General features: G+C 69.6%; 19 protein-coding genes. 10 read left to right on the top strand and 9 right to left on the bottom strand.

Annotated features, from left to right (window positions below; translation table 11 throughout):
• Positions 1–51: 51 nt before the first annotated feature.
• The 3 genes from JAN5088_RS12265 to ubiA are packed head-to-tail and all read right to left on the bottom strand — an operon-like array spanning position 52 to position 3,299.
• Positions 52–375: a hypothetical protein gene (locus tag JAN5088_RS12265; protein WP_055683084.1), complete on the bottom strand. Its 324-nt coding sequence runs from the start codon at positions 373–375 to the stop codon at positions 52–54.
• Positions 372–2,303: an OmpA family protein gene (locus tag JAN5088_RS12260; protein WP_055683083.1), complete on the bottom strand. Its 1,932-nt coding sequence runs from the start codon at positions 2,301–2,303 to the stop codon at positions 372–374. The genes JAN5088_RS12265 and JAN5088_RS12260 overlap by 4 nt, the downstream gene beginning before the upstream one ends.
• A 54-nt stretch (positions 2,304–2,357) precedes the next feature.
• On the bottom strand, positions 2,358–3,299 hold the full coding sequence (ubiA, locus tag JAN5088_RS12255; RefSeq protein WP_055683348.1) for a 4-hydroxybenzoate octaprenyltransferase: 942 nt from the start codon (positions 3,297–3,299) through the stop codon (positions 2,358–2,360).
• Between the two features lie 13 nt (positions 3,300–3,312).
• Here ubiA and JAN5088_RS12250 point away from each other — a divergent pair, with 13 nt between their 5' ends.
• The 5 genes from JAN5088_RS12250 to JAN5088_RS12230 all read left to right on the top strand — a co-directional run bounded on the left by JAN5088_RS12250 (position 3,313) and on the right by JAN5088_RS12230 (position 7,177).
• Complete coding sequence (locus tag JAN5088_RS12250) at positions 3,313–4,050, top strand: 16S rRNA (uracil(1498)-N(3))-methyltransferase (RefSeq protein WP_055683082.1); 738 nt, start codon at positions 3,313–3,315, stop codon at positions 4,048–4,050.
• Positions 4,047–4,871, top strand: a complete 825-nt coding sequence (locus JAN5088_RS12245; protein ID WP_074962512.1) for a GNAT family N-acetyltransferase — start codon at positions 4,047–4,049, stop codon at positions 4,869–4,871. Before JAN5088_RS12250 ends, JAN5088_RS12245 begins: the two co-directional genes overlap by 4 nt.
• Positions 4,868–5,380 (top strand): hypothetical protein, encoded by a 513-nt coding sequence (locus JAN5088_RS12240; RefSeq protein ID WP_055683081.1) that lies wholly within the window; start codon positions 4,868–4,870, stop codon positions 5,378–5,380. The genes JAN5088_RS12245 and JAN5088_RS12240 overlap by 4 nt, the downstream gene beginning before the upstream one ends.
• A gap of 50 nt (positions 5,381–5,430) precedes the next feature.
• Complete coding sequence (locus JAN5088_RS12235; protein ID WP_055683080.1) at positions 5,431–6,801, top strand: glutamate--cysteine ligase; 1,371 nt, start codon at positions 5,431–5,433, stop codon at positions 6,799–6,801.
• Positions 6,802–6,934: 133 nt separating this feature from the next.
• On the top strand, positions 6,935–7,177 hold the full coding sequence (locus JAN5088_RS12230; protein ID WP_055683079.1) for a hypothetical protein: 243 nt from the start codon (positions 6,935–6,937) through the stop codon (positions 7,175–7,177).
• Between the two features lie 2 nt (positions 7,178–7,179).
• Here JAN5088_RS12230 and JAN5088_RS12225 read toward each other — a convergent pair whose 3' ends face one another.
• The 5 genes from JAN5088_RS12225 to JAN5088_RS12205 all read right to left on the bottom strand — a co-directional run bounded on the left by JAN5088_RS12225 (position 7,180) and on the right by JAN5088_RS12205 (position 10,973).
• Positions 7,180–7,452, bottom strand: coding sequence for a hypothetical protein (locus tag JAN5088_RS12225; RefSeq protein WP_055683078.1), 273 nt, complete (start codon positions 7,450–7,452; stop codon positions 7,180–7,182).
• Complete coding sequence (plsY, locus tag JAN5088_RS12220) at positions 7,452–8,054, bottom strand: glycerol-3-phosphate 1-O-acyltransferase PlsY (protein WP_055683346.1); 603 nt, start codon at positions 8,052–8,054, stop codon at positions 7,452–7,454. Before plsY ends, JAN5088_RS12225 begins: the two co-directional genes overlap by 1 nt.
• A 33-nt stretch (positions 8,055–8,087) precedes the next feature.
• Complete coding sequence (pyrC, locus tag JAN5088_RS12215) at positions 8,088–9,371, bottom strand: dihydroorotase (protein WP_055683077.1); 1,284 nt, start codon at positions 9,369–9,371, stop codon at positions 8,088–8,090.
• A gap of 59 nt (positions 9,372–9,430) precedes the next feature.
• The gene (locus JAN5088_RS12210) at positions 9,431–9,967 is read right to left on the bottom strand and encodes a hypothetical protein (protein ID WP_055683076.1); all 537 of its coding nucleotides are present in this window, start codon (positions 9,965–9,967) and stop codon (positions 9,431–9,433) included.
• A 73-nt stretch (positions 9,968–10,040) separates the two neighbouring features.
• Entirely contained in the window at positions 10,041–10,973 is a 933-nt protein-coding gene (locus JAN5088_RS12205) for an aspartate carbamoyltransferase catalytic subunit (protein ID WP_055683075.1), read from the bottom strand.
• Between the two features lie 94 nt (positions 10,974–11,067).
• Between JAN5088_RS12205 and JAN5088_RS12200 the strand changes: the two genes are divergently transcribed.
• The 5 genes from JAN5088_RS12200 (at position 11,068) to JAN5088_RS12180 (ending at position 18,150) form a co-directional block, all read left to right on the top strand.
• Positions 11,068–11,847: a uracil-DNA glycosylase gene (locus JAN5088_RS12200; RefSeq protein WP_055683074.1), complete on the top strand. Its 780-nt coding sequence runs from the start codon at positions 11,068–11,070 to the stop codon at positions 11,845–11,847.
• A gap of 68 nt (positions 11,848–11,915) precedes the next feature.
• A complete protein-coding gene (gene yghU, locus JAN5088_RS12195) occupies positions 11,916–12,731 on the top strand; it encodes a glutathione-dependent disulfide-bond oxidoreductase (protein WP_055683073.1) in 816 nt (271 codons plus the stop codon).
• Positions 12,728–13,258, top strand: coding sequence for a molybdenum cofactor biosynthesis protein B (gene moaB, locus JAN5088_RS12190; RefSeq protein ID WP_055683072.1), 531 nt, complete (start codon positions 12,728–12,730; stop codon positions 13,256–13,258). Before yghU ends, moaB begins: the two co-directional genes overlap by 4 nt.
• 70 nt (positions 13,259–13,328) lie before the next feature.
• Positions 13,329–14,783 (top strand): efflux RND transporter periplasmic adaptor subunit, encoded by a 1,455-nt coding sequence (locus tag JAN5088_RS12185; RefSeq protein WP_055683071.1) that lies wholly within the window; start codon positions 13,329–13,331, stop codon positions 14,781–14,783.
• Between the two features lie 4 nt (positions 14,784–14,787).
• Complete coding sequence (locus JAN5088_RS12180) at positions 14,788–18,150, top strand: efflux RND transporter permease subunit (RefSeq protein WP_055683070.1); 3,363 nt, start codon at positions 14,788–14,790, stop codon at positions 18,148–18,150.
• Here JAN5088_RS12180 and nusB read toward each other — a convergent pair whose 3' ends face one another.
• A complete protein-coding gene (nusB, locus tag JAN5088_RS12175; RefSeq protein WP_055683069.1) occupies positions 18,151–18,633 on the bottom strand; it encodes a transcription antitermination factor NusB in 483 nt (160 codons plus the stop codon). It abuts the gene before it with no gap.
• Positions 18,634–18,636 lie beyond the last annotated feature (3 nt).

Below are 18,636 nucleotides of genomic sequence, written 5' to 3'. Positions count from 1 at the left end.
GTCCTTCGGCGGCGGCGCGCCGAAGCCCTGTTCCCCGTCACCAGAGCAGGATCAGGCGTTCATCTTCTCGATATAAGCACGCAATTCGCCGGCTTCCTGGCGCGCCTCGCGCAGGCCGTCCATGGCGGCGCGCAGTTCCGCCTCCGATTGCGTCAGCTTGGTCGAAAGCTCCTGCTCGCGGTATTGCAGGTAGGTGATCGCCTCGTCGCGCTGTTCCTCGGCATCGTGCAGCGCCTTGGCCATGTCCTCCAGTTCGGCCACATCCGAGACCGTGACCCGGCTGAACCGATAGACCAGCCAGGAGGCGAACCATCCGAGGGCGAAGGCGACGAAGAGGATGACCGCGATCCCGATCACGAATTCCGTCCGGTTCATTCCGTGGCCTCCTCGGATGGCGTGTCGTCGTCCGGCTCGGCGGCTTCCGTCGGCGCATCTTCCGCAGGCGGGGGCGCCACCACGGGCTCATCCCGGTCGCGCCTGCCGAGCAGGGTAAAGGTGATGCGCCGGTTCGCCTCCCGGCCCTCTTCGGTCTCGTTGTCTGCGATGGGCTGCGCCTCGCCGTAGCCTTCGGCGATCAACTGGCCAGGCGAGACACCGCGCGAGATCAGCGCCGAGCGAACGGCTTCCGCCCGCGCGAGCGACAGGCGCTGGTTGCCGCCCTCGCTGCCCTGGCTGTCGGTGTGGCCACCGATCTCGAAGACGGCCCGGTCGCAGGCGTCGAGCTTTTCCTTCAGCCGCCCCAGCGGCCCGTCCCCGGCTTCGTCGATCACCGGCTCGCCCGGCGCGAACGACAGCTTCTGCGCGACGAGGATCTCGTTCAACTCCTCGGCGCATTCCTCGGGCGTGGGGATGTTCAGCAGCGGATCGAGTTCCTCGTCATAGGTGACCTCGACGCGGAAATCGGCCTCCGCCCCCAGCTTGGACGACAGAAGCCCCGAAATCTGCGCCTCGGCCTGCGCGTTGCCGGTCCGGCCGCGCAGAACGACGAGGTCCGGCTGCACCACGACCGACCCCGACTCGAGCCGCGACAGCGCGTCGAGCCCTGCCAGCACCCGCGTGGGCCAGCCCTGAGGCAGCGTCGCATCCTCGCGCGTGGCGATGTAGGTGTTCGACACCCCGAACAGCGCCCGGCCATAGCTGACGACGGCGGCCTGCTGCGCCTCGTCGAACAGGCGTCCGCGAAGCTGGACTTGCCCCTCCGGCGCGCGGGTGGCGACGAATTCGGGCGGGCCGGTCTCGGCATCCCCGGTGCCGTCCACCTGCGCGGCTTCCGGCAGGACGGCGGAGAGGACGAACAGGTCCGGCAGCGAGGCATCCAGTTCGGCCACCACCGTGTCGAACAGTTCGGGCGAGGTTCCGTCCCGCGCGATGAGCGAGACATCGGCATCCGACAGCGTCACCGCCCCGCCCCCCAGCCGGGACAGCGCGGCGATGCCCTGCGCCGAAGCCTCCGCCCAGCTGGCCGAAGGAACGCCCAGTCCGATCACGCAGTTGGCCCGCCCCGAGAACCCGGCCTCGGCCGCCGCCTCCAGCACGCGGGCGCGGGCGCGTTCGGTGTCGACGGCGCAGGCCTCGAACCGGGGATTGCCCTCGACCGGGATGACGAAGCGGAGGGTGAAGGGGGTAATGACCGGCCGCGGTGCCGCGATGTCGAGCGTCATCGCGACCGCATCGGGCTTGGCGCGGTGCAGGGTGCGTTCCAGATCGTGCTTCTGCTCGTCGCTGTCGGCCACGGCGGTCACGGTGATGCGCCCGGCCTCGACCGAGATCTTGGAACGGGGAAGGTCGGAAAGCGCGCTGATGGCGAAGCGCAGCGTCTCCTCCCAGGTGTCGGGAACGGGATGATCCGAAGTCTCGACCATGTTGGTGACTGTAAGATCGCCGCCGTCCGCCCGCGACAGAAGGGTGTCGAGCAGGTCGGGGCCGACGTCCGCGGGCATCAGGCCGATGACCGAGACGCCCGCCTCGTTCCGCAGCATCTCGAGCGAGAAGCGCGGCGCGCTGACGGGCCGGCTCGCCGCGACGTCCATCCGGTCGATGATGCGGTTCGGGTCGACCACGCCGCCCGCGCGGGTAATGGCGCGGAAGCGGGCAGGCTCATCCGGGGCGGTGCCCGACAGGATCAGCTGCAGGCCATCGGTCTCGACCTCGGCCCAGCCGAGCGAGGCATCCGCCAGCGTCCGCGTCACCGCCGCCTGCGACGTCCGTTCGATGTAGCCCGCGCCGAACCAAGCCCCGGCGGTCGCTGCGAGCGCGGCCAGACCGAAGGCGGCGACCGTGGCGAAAGATCGTTTGCGAGACATGCGTATCCAGAAACCCCTCGCCGCCTGACTATCCTCCCCGTTCGGCCGGGGCAATCAGAGGAGGGCGGCAACGGCGAAAAACGGCAGGGGGATCAGCCCGGTCGTCCGGTTGGCGCGAAACAGCCGCAGGCAGGTGCCGGTATCGTGGATGTCGAGCGCGGCCATTTGCCAGGCCAGATGCCAGCCCATCGCCCAGACGCCCAGAAGCGCCGCCATCGCAGGCAGCACCGGCAGGGCGGTCACGACGGCGGCCGAAAGCAGGATCACCGTCGCCGCGGCGAAAGCGCGCAACCAGGGGGTAGGCGCATCGCCGAAGCGGCGGGCGGTGGATTTCACGCCGATCAGCGCATCGTCCTCGACGTCCTGATAGGCGTAGATCGTGTCGTAGAACAGCGTCCAGGCGATACCTCCCAGATACAGCAGGATCGGCGGCCACCCCAATCCGCCGGTATGCGCGGCCCAGGCGAGCAGCGCGCCCCAGTTGAAGGCAAGCCCGAGGAAGACCTGCGGCCACCATGTGAACCGTTTGGCGAAGGGATAGATCGCGACCGGCAGCAGTGACAGCACCCCCAGCGCGATGGCGGCGGCGTTGAAGCTGAGCAGGATGAGGGTCGCCACGGCCGCCTGCCCCGCCATCCAGACCAGCGCCTGCCGCAGGCTGACCTGCCCCGAAGGGATCGGCCGCGACCGGGTGCGCGCCACGGCGCCGTCGATATGCCGGTCGGTCACGTCGTTCCAGGTGCAGCCCGCTCCCCGCATCAGGAAGGCCCCCAAGGCGCAGCCCAGCGCGATCCAGAGGTCGAAGGCGCGGAACCCCGTGGCCGCGACCGCCAGGGCCAGCCCCCACCAGCAGGGCAGCAGCAGCAGCCAGGTGCCGATGGGCCGATCCGCCCGCGACAGCCGCAGATAGGGACGCAAGGAGCCCGGCGCGTGCCTGTCGACCCAGTTGCCCTTGACGGCGTCGGCCACCTGCCCTTGATCGGTCGTGTCGGTCATCGAAGGAGATCCCATGGACAGCAAGGTGAGGCTGCACATAGCCGGTCCGCTGGCGTCCGGGCAACCTGCCGGGGTGACGCGCGATCAGGCGCATTACCTGTCGGGGGTGATGCGCCTGTCGCCGGGCGATACGATCACGGTGTTCGACGGCGTCTCGGGCGCGTGGCTGGCGCGGATCGAGACGGCGTCCAAGCGGGGCGGTGATCTGACGGTGCTGGACCGCGTGGCACCACAGCGCGATCCGCCCGACGTCTGGCTGGCCTTCGCGCCGATCAAGAAGGCGCGGACGGACTTCATCGTCGAGAAGGCGACCGAACTGGGCGCCGCGCGCATCCTGCCGGTGGCGACACGGTTCACCAATTCCGAACGCATACGCCGCGACCGGCTTCAGGCCCATGCGGTCGAGGCGGCGGAACAATGCGGCGGCACCTTCGTGCCGCAGGTGGAAGACATCGTGCCGCTCGACCGGCTGCTGCACGACTGGCCCCAGGGCCGGGCGCTGGTCTTCTGCGACGAGACGCTGTCCGACGATCCGGTCTGGGCGAAGGGCGGGCACGGCGGCGCGATGCCGCCCGCGCCCGCGACCATCCTCATCGGACCCGAAGGCGGTTTCGCCCCCGAGGAACGCGACCGCCTGCGCGGGCATCCCGGTGCCGTGCCCGTCGGCCTCGGCCCGCGCATCCTGCGGGCGGATACGGCGGCGGTCGCGGCGCTGACGCTGTGGCAGGCGGCGCGGGGCGACTGGTCGTGATCCGCGCCGACGGCACCCATCGGCAGGCCATCGAGGCGGTCCTGTCCCGCCAACCGGAACGGGCGATGTTCCCGCTGGCGAACCTGGTGCGACACGGCATGGCGGGTGGTCACGACAACGCGACAGCCTTCTGGATCGACGACTCCGTAGCGCCGACCGCCGTCCTCGGCCTGACCCGCCGCGGCATGGTCCTGCCGGTCTGGGACGAAGGGTTTGACGTGGAAGACGCCGCACCCTGCCTTGACGGGCAGCGGATCTGCGGCATGGCCGGTCTGGCCGGCCCGGTCCGCGCGCTGATGTCCGCGACGGGGCTGGACGGCGCGGTGGCCCGGCTGGACCGGGACGAGCCGCAGTTCCTTCTGTCGCTGGACGGTCTGTCCGTGCCGGACGGGCCGGGCGACCTGGCCCCAATCGCGGCCTTTCGGGAGGAGGTCGCCGAATGGCTCATGGCCTATGAACGCGAGACCGGAACCGGGGAGCCCGACGCCGCCATGGCCACCGCCAGGGTCGACAGCTGGATCGCCGGCGACAGCCACCGCGTCCTGGTCGTGGACGGCCGGCCGGTCGCGATGACGGGCTTCAATGCGGCGCTGCCCGGAATCGTGCAGGTGGGCGGCGTCTATACGCCCCCTGCGGCCCGCAATCGCGGACACGCCCGTCGCGCGGTGGCGCTGCACTTGGCGCAGGCGCGGCAGGACGGCGCCACCCGCGCCACGCTGTTCGCCGCCAGCGAAGCGGCGACGGCCTGCTATCGCCCGCTGGGGTTCCGCCGGGTCGGCACCTTCACGCTGATCCTGTTCGACGGAGAGGTGACGCCATGATCCGCCCGGAGGTGGCCCGGATGCTGACCCGATGGCGCGAGGCGCTGATCGGTGCGCTGGCCGTGGCAACCGGTTCGGTGCTCTGGTTTTCCTCATCCGGCCTGATCGCCCTGTTCGGGGCGGTGGCGTTCGCTGTGGGCGCGGTGCTGCTGCTGTCGGGCGTGCGTCACGCCCTGTTCCACAGCGCGATCACCGCCCCCGGCGTGGTCGAGGTGGACGAAGGACGCATCACCTACATGGGGCCGATCCTGGGCGGGATGGTCGCGCTGGACGACATCACGGAAATCACCTTCCGCCGCACTGCCCAGGGCGAGGCATTCTGGCGCCTGTCGCACATTGCAGGACGCCCCATGGTCATCCCCGAAGGTGCGGCCGGGGCGGACCTGCTGCTCGACGCGCTGGCGCCGCTTCCCGGTCTCGACACGGGGGCCATGGTGCGCGCGGTCCGGGGGCAGGGTCCCGCCACGATCACCGTCTGGCGCCGCCGACCCCTCCGCGCCTTGACTTGACCGCGCGCGGCGCTCACTCACGACCGGATACCTGCGAAGGAGCCTGCCCCATGTCCATTCCCCAGTCCGGCGGCGGCAAGATCACCGACCATTCGCAACTGGCGGAATACCTGGAATCCGGGTGCAAGCCGAAGGCGGACTGGCGCATCGGCACCGAGCACGAGAAGTTCGGCTACTGCGAGGATAGCCTGAAGCCTTTGCCGTATGAGGGTGAGCGGTCGATCCACGCGGTCCTGTCCGGGCTGCGCGACCGTTTCGGCTGGTCCCCGGTCGAGGAAGGGGGCCATCTGATCGGCCTGACCAAGGACGGCGCCAACGTCTCGCTGGAACCCGGCGGCCAGCTGGAGCTGTCGGGCGCGCCGCTGGAGACGATCCACCAGACCTGCGACGAGGTGAACGACCACCTGCGCGAGGTGAAATCCGTTGCCGACGAGATCGGCGTGCGCTTCATCGGCCTGGGTGCGGCCCCCATCTGGCGGCACGAGGACATGCCCCTGATGCCCAAGGGGCGCTACAAGCTGATGGATGCCTACATGGACAAGGTGGGCACCATGGGAAAGACCATGATGCGGCGGACCTGCACCGTGCAGGTCAACGTCGATTTCGCCTCCGAGCCTGACATGGTGCAGAAGCTGCGCGTGGCCATGGCGCTGCAGTCGGTCGCCACGGCGTTGTTCGCCTCGTCGCCTTTCATAGACGGGGCGCCGAACGGGCACAAATCCTGGCGCAGCCGCGTCTGGCGCGACCTCGACGAAAGCCGCACGGGCATCCCGGCCTTCGTCTTCGAGGACGGCTTCGGATTCGAACGCTGGGTGCAATACGCGCTCGATACGCCGATGTATTTCGTCTATCGTGACGGGCGCTACATCGACGCCCTGGGCCAGTCGTTCCGCGATTTCCTGGACGGCCGCCTGCCCGCCCTGCCGGGCGAGACGCCCACGCTGTCGGATTGGGCCGATCACCTGACGACCCTGTTCCCCGAGGCGCGGATCAAGAAATACATGGAGATGCGGGGCGCGGACGGTGGCCCCTGGCGGCGTCTCTGCGCGCTGCCCGCGTTCTGGGTCGGCATCCTCTATGATCAGACGTCGCTCGACGCGGCCTGGGATCTGGCGAAGGGGTGGGATCAGGAGACGCGCCTCGCCCTTCGCGTCGCGGCGAGCGTGGAGGGATTGCAGGCCAAGGTCGGCGACATCGCCATGCTGGACCTCGCGCGGGAACTGGTGGCGATCTCCGATGCCGGCCTGCGCGCCCGCGCCATGCCCGGCGCGGGCGGTCTGGTGCCGGACGAGACGCATTTCCTCAATGCCCTCAAGGAATCGGTCGAAACGGGCCGCACCCTGTCGGACGAGCTTCTGGAGGAATACCATGGGCCCTGGGGCGGCGACCTGACGCGCATCTACGGCGATCACAGTTATTGACCCGACTCCCGATCGAGGCGTGACCCAAGGGTAACGCAACGCGCGGATGTTCCGCATGGCGTCTTGGCAGGACTTCCATCTTGTGGACCTTGCCCCTCGGCACCCATGCCGTATCGCCGAAAGGGACAGAACCATGCGCGACTTCTTCATCAACGCCCTCGACAAGATCGTCGGCGTCATCGTCATCCTGGGCGCGATCGCCGTTCTGATCGGGACGATCACCACCTTGTTCGGCCAGGGTGGCGGTATCCTGCCGGCACTGGGCCTCCTGATCGGCGGCACGCTCTATCTGCTGGTGACTGGCGGAATGCTCTACCTGTTCCTCGGCATCTACGCGAATACCAAGCGGACCGCCGAGGCGCTCGAACGCCGCTGAGGTCAGTCCCGCGGCACGAGGTCGGCCACGAAGGCCGCGACCCGTGCCGCGGGCATCTCGCAGGGGCGCAGCCTGGGGCCGCTGGCCAGCCGGTAGAGGTTCAGGCTGACATAGCCTGCCCCGTCCAGCGACCGGGCGACCAGCTTTTCCGAGGCCCCGTCCGCGAACAGCGATCGCGTCACGATCCAGTCGCATCCCAGCGACCGGCCGCGGAAGGTGCCCAGAGGCAGATCGAGGAGGGCATCCGCCACCGCCCGGGCCCGGTCGCCCGACATCACTTCTGCCCGATGCGCGGCTCCATCCCGGCCCTGAGGCGGCGGATGTTGGGGGCGTGCCACCAGATGATCAGCCCGGCGAGAACGAGGCACAGAAGCGCCGCCTGCGGCCGCAGCCACAGCGCCCAGAGGGGGGAGGACGCCGCCGCCAGGAGGGCCGCCACCGACGAGATGCGCGTGACGGCGGCGGTCGCGAGCCATGTCAGGCAAACGCAGATACCCAAAACCGGCGACAGGGCGAGGAGGGTGCCCAAAGCCGTCGCGACGCCCTTGCCCCCGCGAAACCGCAGGAAAACCGGAAAACTGTGCCCTACGAAAGCCATGAGCCCGGCGAGTTGCGCCGCATCCTCCGCGAGGAGCCAGCGCGCCAGCAGAACCGCCAGCGCCCCCTTTCCCGCATCCCCCACCAGGGTCAGGAAAGCCGCGGTCCGGTTGCCCGTCCGCAGGACGTTGGTCGCACCGATGTTGCCCGATCCTATGGTCCGCAGATCGTCCATTCGGAACAGGCGCGTCACGACGATGCCGAAGGACACGGACCCCAGAAGATAGGACAGCACGCCCGTCAGGGCCAGCAATGCATAAGAGGTGACAAGCTCAGGCATGGCATGGATCTCCAATCCGAAGGATGCGGCGCATCATCCGGGCGCGCATGCCCGGTCCTTCTCGGCATCCCAGACGCGCTCACCACCGACCCAGGTTCCCAGCACCCGCCCCTCCATCCGTGCGCCGTCGAAGGGTGTGTTCTTCGATTTGGACGCCATCTGCCAGCGATCCAGCACGAAGGGCGCATTCGGGTCGAACAGCACCAGATCGGCGGGCGCGCCCGGTTGCAGGGTACCCCCCTCCAGTCCCAGCCTGCGGGCGGGATTGAGCGACAGCGTCCGCCACAGCATCGGGAGAGTGACATGCCCCGCATGCACCAGCCGCATGGCGGCAGGCAGCAGGGTCTCCAGCCCCACGGCCCCGGCGGCGGCCTGCTCGAACGGCAGGCGCTTCGATTCCTCGTCCTGCGGCGTGTGCATCGAACAGACCACGTCGATCAGCCCCTCGGCCAGTGCCTCGGCGACGGCGATACGGTCGTCCTCGTCACGCAAAGGGGGCGTGACCTTGAAGAAGGTGCGGTAATCCGCGACGTCCAGGACGTTCAGCGTCAGGTGGTGGATCGACGTCCCGGCCGTCACATCCACGCCGGACTCCCGTGCGCGCCTCAGCGCCGGAAGGGCGGCAGCCGTGGTGATCTGATCCAGGTGGTAGGCCACGCCCGTGGCCTCGGCCAAGGCGAGATCCCGGTCGAGCCCCAAGCGCTCCGCCAAAGGCGACACGCCCGGCAGACCCCGAAGCGAGGCGAACTTGCCCGCGGTGATGCAGGCGCCGACCGACAGTCCGGGATCCTGTGGATGGCCGATGACCAGCGCGCCCAGCGACCGCGCATAGGTCAAACACCGCGACAACACCCGCGTATCGGCGACGACGTGGTGCCCGTCGCTGAAGGCCACGGCGCCCGCATCGCGCAGAAAGCCGATCTCGACCATCTCGGTCCCCCGCGCACCTTTGGTCAGCGACGCCATGTGATGCACGCGGACGGCGGCCTGTTTCGCACGGGCGCGGGCATGTTCCAGCATCTCGGGGCTGTCGATCACGGGGGTGGTGTCCGGGCGGCAGACCATGGTCGTCACGCCCCCGCGTGCGGCGGCCAGACCGGCGGTGCGGAAACTCTCCTTGTGGCGCTCTCCCGGCTCGCCCACCTTGACGCCCACGTCCACGATTCCGGGCGCAAGGCACTTGCCGCGACAATCGACGACTGCCTCCGCCGGTCCCGGCCCGGCGATGCGGCCATTCTCGATGCGCAGATCGCCCAGCGTCTCGACCCCCGCAACGGGGTCGATCAGGCGGGCGTTCTGAAACAGGGTCGCGGTCATGCCAACCGACTAGCCGCCACGCGCAATCAAGTAAATCGCGATCCCGGTCGCGACGGCCGTCAGAGCAGGAACAGCAGCGCCGCGATCACCAGCGCCGCCACGACGACGAGCACGATGGTGCGGTTCGCCATCGGCCGACCCGTCGCACGCGGCGGTTCGGCCGCCGCGCTCGGCGTATGCGCGGCCTTGGGCAACTCGCGCGGGCTGTCGTCGACCTCGGCAGGGGCATAGCTGCCGATGTGCGTCAGTTCGGGCCGGGGGTGCAGTTCCTCCACGCCCTCGACCGCCCCGGGGGCCAGCACGACGACATCGCCCGACAGCGCGTCGAGCCGTGCCGCGTCGGCGGCAAGGGTTGCGTCGGGGATGTCGTGCGCCTGCGCCAGATAGGCGCGCAGGCCCATAGGCTCCACGTCGTGGACAGAAAAGACCTCGGCATAGGTCGGGTCGATCTCGGCTCCGACCGCATCGGCCAGCGAGTTTCCCTCCGGCTCGGAGGCAAGGCGCGACAGATAGGTCTGGTGCGCCAGCTTCACGGTGCCGTCGCTGACCGAGAACACGTGGATGCGTCGGTCGCGGGGGGTCAGGGCAAAGGTCATCTCGGGTCTCCGGCTGATGGCGGTTGTGCCGGATACAACGATCTTGGGGCCGGATGGGTCCGAAGCCCGCGCATCAGGCGGCGCGAAGGTTCCGGACCAGAAGATCCATGGCGGCCATGCGGACGGCCACGCCCATCTCGACCTGCTCCTGGATGACGCTGCGGTTGATGTCGTCGGCCAGCGTCCCGTCGATCTCCACCCCGCGGTTCATCGGGCCTGGATGCATGACGATGGCGTCGGGTTTCGCATGCGCCAGCTTTGCCGCGTCAAGGCCGAAGCGATGGTAGTATTCGCGCTCCGACGGGATGAAGGCGCCGTCCATCCGCTCCTTCTGGAGGCGCAGCATCATCACGACGTCGGCGTCGCGCAGTCCCTCGGCCATGTCGTCCGTGACCTCGACACCCAGTTCGGCGACCTGCGCGGGCATCAGCGTGGGCGGACCGACCAGCCGAACGCGGTTCTCCATCTTCCCCAGCAGGATCAGGTTCGACCGCGCGACGCGGGAATGCGCGATGTCGCCGCAGATCGCCACGGTCAGCCGGTGCAGCCGCCCCTTCGCCCGCCGGATCGTCAGGGCGTCGAGCAGCGCCTGCGTCGGGTGTTCGTGCCGCCCGTCGCCCGCGTTCAGGACGGCGCAGTTCACCTTCTCGGCCAGCAGGTTCACCGCGCCGGAATGGGGATGACGCACCACCAGCAGGTCGGGGCGCATGGCATTCAGCGTCAGCGCCGTGTCGATCAGCGTCTCGCCCTTCTTCACGCTGGACGCCTGCATCGCCATGTTCATCACCTCGGCGCCCAGCCGCTTGCCCGCGATCTCGAAGCTGGCCTGCGTGCGGGTGGAGTTCTCGAAGAACATGTTGATCTGGGTGAGGCCGCGCAGTGCCTGGCCGTGACGTTCCCCGCGCCGGGTGGCCTCGGCGTAATCGTCAGCGAGGTCGAGAAGCGTCACGATCTCTGACGGGTGCAGGGGCTCGATGCCCAGAAGGTGGCGTCGGGTGAAGCTCATGGCCGTCTCATGGGCCGCGCGGGCCGTGCGATCAAGTCCCCGTCGGCATCGCGGCGGCCTTCCCCTGCCCCCGCCCGCAGGCTATCCACGGATCATGCTCGACGAGATGGACCCCCACGCCGCCCGCGCCGCCCTCGAATGGCTGGTCGAGATGGGCTGCGACGAGGCTATCGGCGACCACCCCGTGAACCGCTTCGCCCTGGTCGAGAGGGCGGCCCCGCCCGCCGCCCCGCCACCCCTGTCGCTAGCCCCCGGCGACGCTCCCGCGCCGGTCGATCCGGTGACGGAGGCCGAGACGATGGCTGCCCGCGCCGGAACGCTGGAGGAATTGCGCGCCGCGCTCGACGCCTATCCGCATTGCGACCTGCGGCGGGGGGCCAAGTCGCTGGTCTTCAGCGACGGCAATCCGGCGGCCCGCGTCATGATCATCGGCGAGGCGCCGGGGCGCGAGGAGGACCGCGCGGGCCGCCCCTTCGTGGGCCAGGCGGGGCAGCTTCTGGACCGGATGCTGGCCGCCATCGGGCTGGCGCGCGACCACGCCGATCCCTCCCGCGCCGTCTATATCACCAACATCCTGCCTTGGCGGCCGCCGTCGAACCGCGACCCGGCGCCCGACGAGGTGGCGATGATGCTGCCGTTCTTGCGCCGCCATGTCGAACTGGCAAACCCCGACCTGCTGGTCCTGACGGGAAACCATGCCTGCAACGCGGTCCTGGGCCAGCGGGGCATCACGCGGTTGCGGGGCAGTTGGACCGACGGGTTCGGGCGCCCGGCTTTGCCGCTGCTGCATCCGGCCTATCTGCTGCGTCAGCCCCACGCCAAACGCGACACCTGGGCGGACCTTCTGGACCTTGCGGCCAGGCTCGAAGGCTGATTGCCTCCGCTCCGATGTCGCCCATCCGAGAGGCGCCTTCCGGGCGTCGCGCAACGAGGACCGAAACGATGACCTATACCCCACCCCGCGTCTGGACGCCCACGTCCTCCGGCGGGACGTTCGCCAGCACCAACCGTCCCGTGGCCGGGCCGACGCACGACGAGGATCTGCCGGTGGGCAAGCATCCCTACCAGCTCTATTCCCTGGCCACGCCGAACGGGGTGAAGGTCACCGTGATGTTCGAGGAACTGATCGAGGCCGGGCATCCTGTGGAATACGATGCCTGGCTCATCCAGATCGGCGAGGGCGACCAGTTCGGATCGGGCTTCGTGGACGTGAACCCGAATTCCAAGATCCCCGCCCTGTTCGACCGGACCGACGGGCTGAACGCGCGGGTCTTCGAATCGGGCGCGATCCTGATGCACCTGGCCGAACGCTACGGCGCCTTCCTGGGCGACGACCGGCCCGAGATGCTGTCGTGGCTGTTCTGGCAGATGGGCAGCGCGCCGTTCCTGGGCGGCGGCTTCGGCCATTTCTACGCCTACGCGCCCGAAAAGCTCGAATACCCCATCAACCGCTACGCTATGGAGGCGAAGCGTCAGCTCGACGTGCTGGACCGTCGGCTGGAGGAGGTCGAGTGGGTGGCGGGCGACGCCTATACCATCGCCGACATCGCGATCTGGCCCTGGTACGGACAGCTCGTGCTGGGCAGGCTCTACGAGGCAGGCGAGTTTCTCGACGTGACGAGCTATGGCAACGTCATGGAATGGGCGAAACGCATCGACGCGCGCCCGGCGGTGCAACGGGGCCGCATGGTCAACCGCAATTCCGACGACCCCGGCGCGCTGCGCGAACGCCATTCGCGGGACGACTTCACGAAATGACCGACCGGACTTTTCTGCCTTGCCGGATCGCCGTGCTGACGGTCAGCGATACGCGAACGTCCGGGGACGACCGGTCGGGCGATACGCTGGTGGACCGCCTGACGACGGCGGGACACGCGCTGGCGGATCGGGCGATCCTGCCCGACGAGCGCGCAGAGATCGCCGACCGTCTGCGCGCGTGGTGCGCGGACCCGGACATCGACGTGGTCATCAGCACCGGGGGCACCGGCCTGACCGGGCGCGACGTGACGGTCGAGGCGCACCGCGACGTCTACGAGAAGGAGATCGACGCCTTCGGGACGGTCTTCACCATGGTCTCATGGAAGAAAATCGGCACCTCGGCCATCCAGTCGCGGGCCTGCGCCGGGGTGGCGAAGGGCACGTATCTGTTCGCTCTGCCGGGCTCTCCCTCGGCCTGTCGGGACGCCTGGGACGAGATCCTGGTCCATCAGCTCGACCTCCGGCACGGGCCCTGCAACTTCGTCGAGATCATGCCGCGGCTGGACGAGCATCTGCGGCGCAAGTGAGGCCGACGTTGGCGGGCGGGTCCGAAGGGCTTATCTTGCATAGCTATCGTGCCCCGGCACCGGAGTATCCATGCGTTTTCTCGGCCGAAGCCTGCTCGCCATCTTCCTGTTCGCCCTGACGGCGGGCCTTCTGGCCTGGGCCGCGCAGATCACCTTGTCGGCGGTGCAGGAACGGGCCGCCCGCGATGCCGGGGGGCCGCCCGCGGCCGAGCGGGTGCTGGCCGTCAACGTCGTGCGCGCGGCCGAGGAAGCGGCGGCCCCCCTTCTGACCACCTTCGGCGAGATCCGCGCCCGTCGCGCGCTGGAAATCCGCGCCCCTGTCGGTGGCCGGATCGTCGAACTCGCCGCCGGGTTCGAGGAAGGCGGCAGGGTCGCCGAAGGTCAGGTCCTGGTGCGGATCGACCCCGAACAGGCCGAGGCCGACCTTGCCGTCGCCCGTGCCGACCTCGCCGGTGCGGAGGCGGAGCTGCGCGAGGCGCGGCGAGGGCTGGATCTGTCGCAGGCGGAGCTTGCCGGGGCCGAGGCGCAGCGCGACCTTCAGGCGTCGTCCCTTGCCCGCCAACGCGATCTCGCGAACCGCGGCGTGGGCTCGGACGCACAGGTCGAGACCGCCGAACTGGCGCTGTCGTCGGCGGACCAGACCATCCTGACCCGCCGCGGGGCGGTCGATCAGGCGCAGGCACGCATCGACTCCGCCGAACTGGCCATCGAGCGCGCGCGGATCGCCGTCTCCTTGGCGGAGCGCGATCTGGACGACCGGATCCTGACCGCCGCATTCGACGGGCAGCTTGGCGATGTCTCGGTGCTGATGGGCGGGCTGGTGTCGCCCAACGAGATGCTGGGCACACTGATCGACCCCGACGCGCTCGAAGTGGCGTTCCGCCTGTCGGCCGCGCAGCACGCGCGCCTGCTCGATGGATCCGGCGACCTGACGGGCGCGCCCGTTCGTGTCGTTCTCGACGTCGAGGGGCTGGAGATCGAGGCCGGCGGCACCGTCACGCGAGAGGCCGCATCGGTCGGCACGGGCCAGACCGGACGGCTGGTCTTTGCCACGCTCGACACTGCGCGCGGCCTGCGGCCGGGCGATTTCGTGCGCGTCGAAGTGGAGGAGCCGACGCTCGCCGACGCCATCCGCTTGCCCGCGCGCGCCCTGTCGTCGCGCGATACGGTTCTCGTGCTGGGGTCCGACGACCGGTTGGTCGAGACTCCCGTAACCCTGCTGCGCCGCCAGGGCGACGACGTTCTTGTGACGGGCGATATCGCCGGGCAGGAAGTCGTGGCCGAACGCACGCCGGCGCTCGGGTCCGGCATAAAGGTCAGCCCCCTGCGCCCGCAGGCGGCCCTGGACGCGACGGAGCCGTCGGTCGTGACCCTGGCTCCGGAACGGCGCGCCCGCCTTCGCGCCATTGTCGAGGCGAGTGGCCGCATCCCGGCGGCCGTCAAGACCCGGATGCTGGACCAGCTGGAGGCCGAGACCGTCCCGGCCGCCCTGATCGACCGCATCGAAGCGCGGACGAGCGGCTGATGCGATGGGCCTGATCGAGTATTTCACCCGTCACCGGACGGCGGCCAACCTGCTTCTGGTCCTTATGGTCGCGGCTGGGGCGATGGCGCTGCCCAACATGCGGGCGCAGTTCTTCCCCGACATCATCGTCGAAAGCGTCTCGGTCTCGGTCCGCTGGGACGGGGCGGGGCCCGAAGATCTGGACCGTGGCGTCGTGCAACTGCTGGAACCCGCGCTGTTGGCCGTGGAGGGGGTGACCGAAAGCTCCGCGACCTCGCGCGAGGGGGGGACCACGATCCAGCTCGAGTTCGAACCGGGCCGCGACGTGGCGGCGGCGGCGGACGATGTCCAGACTGCAATCGACGGCGTGACCGGCCTGCCCGACGGCATCGACGACCCCGAGGTGCAGCAGGGCCGTTGGCGCGACCGCGTGACCGACGTCATCATCACCGGGCCGATCGGGGTGGACCAGCTTGCCCGCCTGTCGGACGACTTCGTCACGCGCCTGTTCGCGGCCGGGGTCACGCGGACGACACTGCGGGGGGTCGCCGACCCGGAGGTACTGGTCGAGATCCCGACCATGAACCTCCTCCGCCATGATCTGACCATGGCCGATGTCGCCCAGGCCATCGGCGCGCAGGCGCAGGCGGACCCTGCGGGCGACGTGAGCGGGGCCAACGCCCGTGTCCGCACCGGCACCGCCCGCCGCGACGCCGCCGACATCGAGGCGATCGTCCTGCGGCGGCAGGCGGACGGCACGGCCCTGACCGTGGGCGACGTGGCGCGCGTCACCGCAGGCGGCGTGGACCGGGAGCGGGCGTATTTCGTGGGCGACGACCCGGCCATCAGCCTGCGGGTCGACCGCTCGGCCGAGGGCGACGCCATCGCGCTGCAGAGAACCGTGGAGGACGTCGCCGACGACCTGCTGCGCGATGCGCCCGAGGGAACCCGGATCGACCTGATCCGCAGCCGGACCGAGGCCATCACCGGGCGTATCGACCTGCTGCTCGACAACGCGCTGATCGGGCTGGCGCTGGTGGTGGGGCTGCTCTTCCTGTTCCTCAACGCGCGCACGGCCTTCTGGGTGGCGGCCGGCATCCCGGTGGCGATGCTGACAGCCATCGCGTTCATGTGGGCGGCCGGCATCACGCTCAACATGATCTCGCTCTTCGCGCTCATCATCACGCTGGGCATCGTGGTGGACGACGCCATCGTCGTGGGCGAGCATGCCGATTTCCGCGCCCGCCGCCTGGGCGAGCCGCCGATGGTCGCCGCCGGAAACGCCGCCCGCCGCATGTTCCCCGCCGTCGTCTCGGCCACCGTCACGACGGTGATCGCCTTCTTCGGACTGGTCGCCATCGGCGGCAATTTCGGCAGCCTGATCGTGGACATTCCGTTCACCGTCATTGCGGTTCTCGTCGCCTCGCTGGTGGAGTGCTTCCTGATCCTGCCGCATCACATGGCGGGCGCGCTGCAGCACGTCGGGCGGGGGCATTGGTATGATAGCCCGTCGCGCGTCGTGAACCGGGGTTTCGAGTGGCTGCGGACGCGCGCGTTCCGGCCCCTGGTGCGCGTTGCGCTTCGCGCGCGCTATCCTGTGGTGGCGGCGTGCATCCTGCTTTTGATGACGCAGGCGGCGGCGGTGGTGCGGGGCGACGTGCAGTGGCGGCTGTTCAATGCGCCGGAACAGGGATCCGTCACCGGCAACTTCGCCATGGTCGACGGGGCGACTCGCGCAGATGCGCTGACCCAGATGCGCGAGTTGCAGCGCGCGACGCTGGAGCTCGGGGCGCGCTACGAAGCGGAGCACGGCGTGAACCCCCTCGTGCATGTGTTGGCCGAGATCGGCGGCAACTCCGGCCGGCCGCTGTCCTCGGCCGACGACAAGGAACCCGAGCAGCTCGGCGCCATCTCGATAGAATTGATCGAGGCGGACCTGCGCCCCTATTCCAGCTTCGACTTCGTGGCGGAGCTTCAGGCCCTCGCCGTGCAGATGCCCCTGACCGAGGAGATCAGCTTTCGGGGCTGGCGGTCCGGTCCGGGCGGCGATGCCCTGTCGGTGGACTTCTACGGCGCAGATTCGACGACCCTCAAGACCGCGGCGGAGGCGCTGCGGACCGCCGTGCTGAAGTTCCCCGAAGTATCGGGGGTCGAGGACAGCCTGCCCTACGACAAGGACGAGATCATCCTGGAGTTGACGCCGCAGGGCGAGGCGCTCGGCTTCGACATCGACGCCCTGGGCCGGATCGTCCGCAACCGCCTGAACGGGATCGAGGCGGCGACCTTTCCCGCCGGCCCCCGCACCGGCACCATCCGGGTCGAACTGCCAAAGGGCGAAATGCGCTCCGATTTCCTCGACACGCTGCGCCTGACGTCGCCTGCGGGGGGCGACGTGGCCCTGTCGGACATCGTGACGGCGACGGTCCGGTCGGGGTTCGGCACGGTCCGGCGGGACAACGGGGTGCAGGTGGTCACCGTCTCGGGCGACATCGCACAGGACGACGCCGCGCGCGCGGCCGACATCCGGCGGGAACTGACCGAGAGCATCCTGCCCGACATCGCCCGGACCTATCAGGTGTCGTTCCGCCAAGGCGGCCTGGCGGAGGAGGAACGCGACTTCCTGACCGATGCCTTCCTGGGGTTCGCGGGCGCCCTTCTGGGCATCTACCTCGTGCTGGCGTGGATCTTTTCGAGCTGGTCGCGCCCTGCCGCCATCATGGCGATCATCCCCTTCGGCCTGATCGGCGCGATCTGGGGCCATGCCTGGTGGGACGTGCCACTGTCGATGTTTTCGGTGGTGGGGCTGATCGGCATGACCGGCATCATCATCAACGATTCCATCGTCCTCATTTCGACGGTCGACGAATACGCGAAGGACCGCGCGCTTCTCCCGGCCATCGTCGACGCGGTGAGCGACCGGCTGCGGCCCATCCTGCTCACTACGCTGACGACCGTGCTGGGCCTCGCGCCGCTTCTCTACGAGACGTCGAGCGACGCCCAGTTCCTGCGGCCGACGGTCATCACCCTGTCCTACGGTCTCGGGTTCGGGATCGTCCTTGTGCTGATCCTGGTGCCCGCCGTGCTGGCCATCGGGCACGACATGGGGCGGATGACTGCGGCGCTGCGCCGGATGCTGGGCCTTGCGACGCAGGACAGGGGACGAAGCGCCGGCTTCCTTGCCCTGGGTCTGGTCATGGCGGTCGCGCTCTGGGGTGGCGTCACGCTGGGCTGGATGCTGGTGGCCGGCACGCTCCCGCCGCCGCTGGCGGGCCTGCCGGTCGACACGGTGCCCGGGGCCTTCGGCCTGTTCGCCGCGGGAACGGCGGCGATTCTGCTGGCGGTCTGGGTCGCGGCGGCGCTGGCCGGGGCGCGGCGCCGGGCGGCCTGATCAGAAGGCGTCCGGCTTCGCCTCGCGCGCCATGTGGTCCAGCACGGCGTTGACGAAGCCTGCTTCCTTGCCTTCGGGAAAGAAGGCGCGGGCGACCTCTACGAACTCGTTGATGACGACGCGGGGCGGGGTGGCGCTGTCGACCATCTCGCCGCCGGCCGCGCGGAACAGGGCGCGCAGGGTCGGGTCGATGCGACCCAACGGCCATTTCGCGACCAGCGCGCGATCGGTCAGCTTGTCGATCCGCGACTGGTGCGCCACCGCCGATTCGAGCAGCGACCGGAACAGGTCGACGTTGGCCTCCGATACTTCGCCTTCCTCGGTGACCATGCCGAAGCGGTGGTTCTCGAACTCCGCCCGCACGCGGTCGACGGTCTGGCCCATCGCTTCCATCTGGAACAGGGCCTGCACGGCGTGCAGACGCGCGGCGGACTTCATCCGGCGCTTCAGAAGGCGCTTTTCGTCGGGGGTCAACGGATCCATGCG

The organism is Jannaschia rubra (assembly GCF_001403735.1).
Classification (GTDB): domain Bacteria; phylum Pseudomonadota; class Alphaproteobacteria; order Rhodobacterales; family Rhodobacteraceae; genus Jannaschia; species Jannaschia rubra.
The sequence above is the reverse complement of the archived record's forward strand: the minus strand, read 5'-3'. Positions and strand labels throughout refer to the sequence as shown.

Coding starts and splice junctions, on each gene's coding strand:
- JAN5088_RS12205 (WP_055683075.1), bottom strand. CDS start 10,973: ATGAGCTTCACCCGACGCCACCTTCTGGGCATCGAGCCCCTGCACCCG.
- JAN5088_RS12250 (WP_055683082.1), top strand. CDS start 3,313: ATGGACAGCAAGGTGAGGCTGCACATAGCCGGTCCGCTGGCGTCCGGG.
- nusB (WP_055683069.1), bottom strand. CDS start 18,633: ATGGATCCGTTGACCCCCGACGAAAAGCGCCTTCTGAAGCGCCGGATG.
- ubiA (WP_055683348.1), bottom strand. CDS start 3,299: ATGACCGACACGACCGATCAAGGGCAGGTGGCCGACGCCGTCAAGGGC.
- JAN5088_RS12230 (WP_055683079.1), top strand. CDS start 6,935: ATGCGCGACTTCTTCATCAACGCCCTCGACAAGATCGTCGGCGTCATC.
- JAN5088_RS12265 (WP_055683084.1), bottom strand. CDS start 375: ATGAACCGGACGGAATTCGTGATCGGGATCGCGGTCATCCTCTTCGTC.
- JAN5088_RS12260 (WP_055683083.1), bottom strand. CDS start 2,303: ATGTCTCGCAAACGATCTTTCGCCACGGTCGCCGCCTTCGGTCTGGCC.
- JAN5088_RS12240 (WP_055683081.1), top strand. CDS start 4,868: ATGATCCGCCCGGAGGTGGCCCGGATGCTGACCCGATGGCGCGAGGCG.
- JAN5088_RS12185 (WP_055683071.1), top strand. CDS start 13,329: ATGCGTTTTCTCGGCCGAAGCCTGCTCGCCATCTTCCTGTTCGCCCTG.
- JAN5088_RS12235 (WP_055683080.1), top strand. CDS start 5,431: ATGTCCATTCCCCAGTCCGGCGGCGGCAAGATCACCGACCATTCGCAA.
- JAN5088_RS12200 (WP_055683074.1), top strand. CDS start 11,068: ATGCTCGACGAGATGGACCCCCACGCCGCCCGCGCCGCCCTCGAATGG.
- yghU (WP_055683073.1), top strand. CDS start 11,916: ATGACCTATACCCCACCCCGCGTCTGGACGCCCACGTCCTCCGGCGGG.
- JAN5088_RS12210 (WP_055683076.1), bottom strand. CDS start 9,967: ATGACCTTTGCCCTGACCCCCCGCGACCGACGCATCCACGTGTTCTCG.
- pyrC (WP_055683077.1), bottom strand. CDS start 9,371: ATGACCGCGACCCTGTTTCAGAACGCCCGCCTGATCGACCCCGTTGCG.
- plsY (WP_055683346.1), bottom strand. CDS start 8,054: ATGCCTGAGCTTGTCACCTCTTATGCATTGCTGGCCCTGACGGGCGTG.
- JAN5088_RS12180 (WP_055683070.1), top strand. CDS start 14,788: ATGGGCCTGATCGAGTATTTCACCCGTCACCGGACGGCGGCCAACCTG.
- JAN5088_RS12225 (WP_055683078.1), bottom strand. CDS start 7,452: ATGTCGGGCGACCGGGCCCGGGCGGTGGCGGATGCCCTCCTCGATCTG.
- moaB (WP_055683072.1), top strand. CDS start 12,728: ATGACCGACCGGACTTTTCTGCCTTGCCGGATCGCCGTGCTGACGGTC.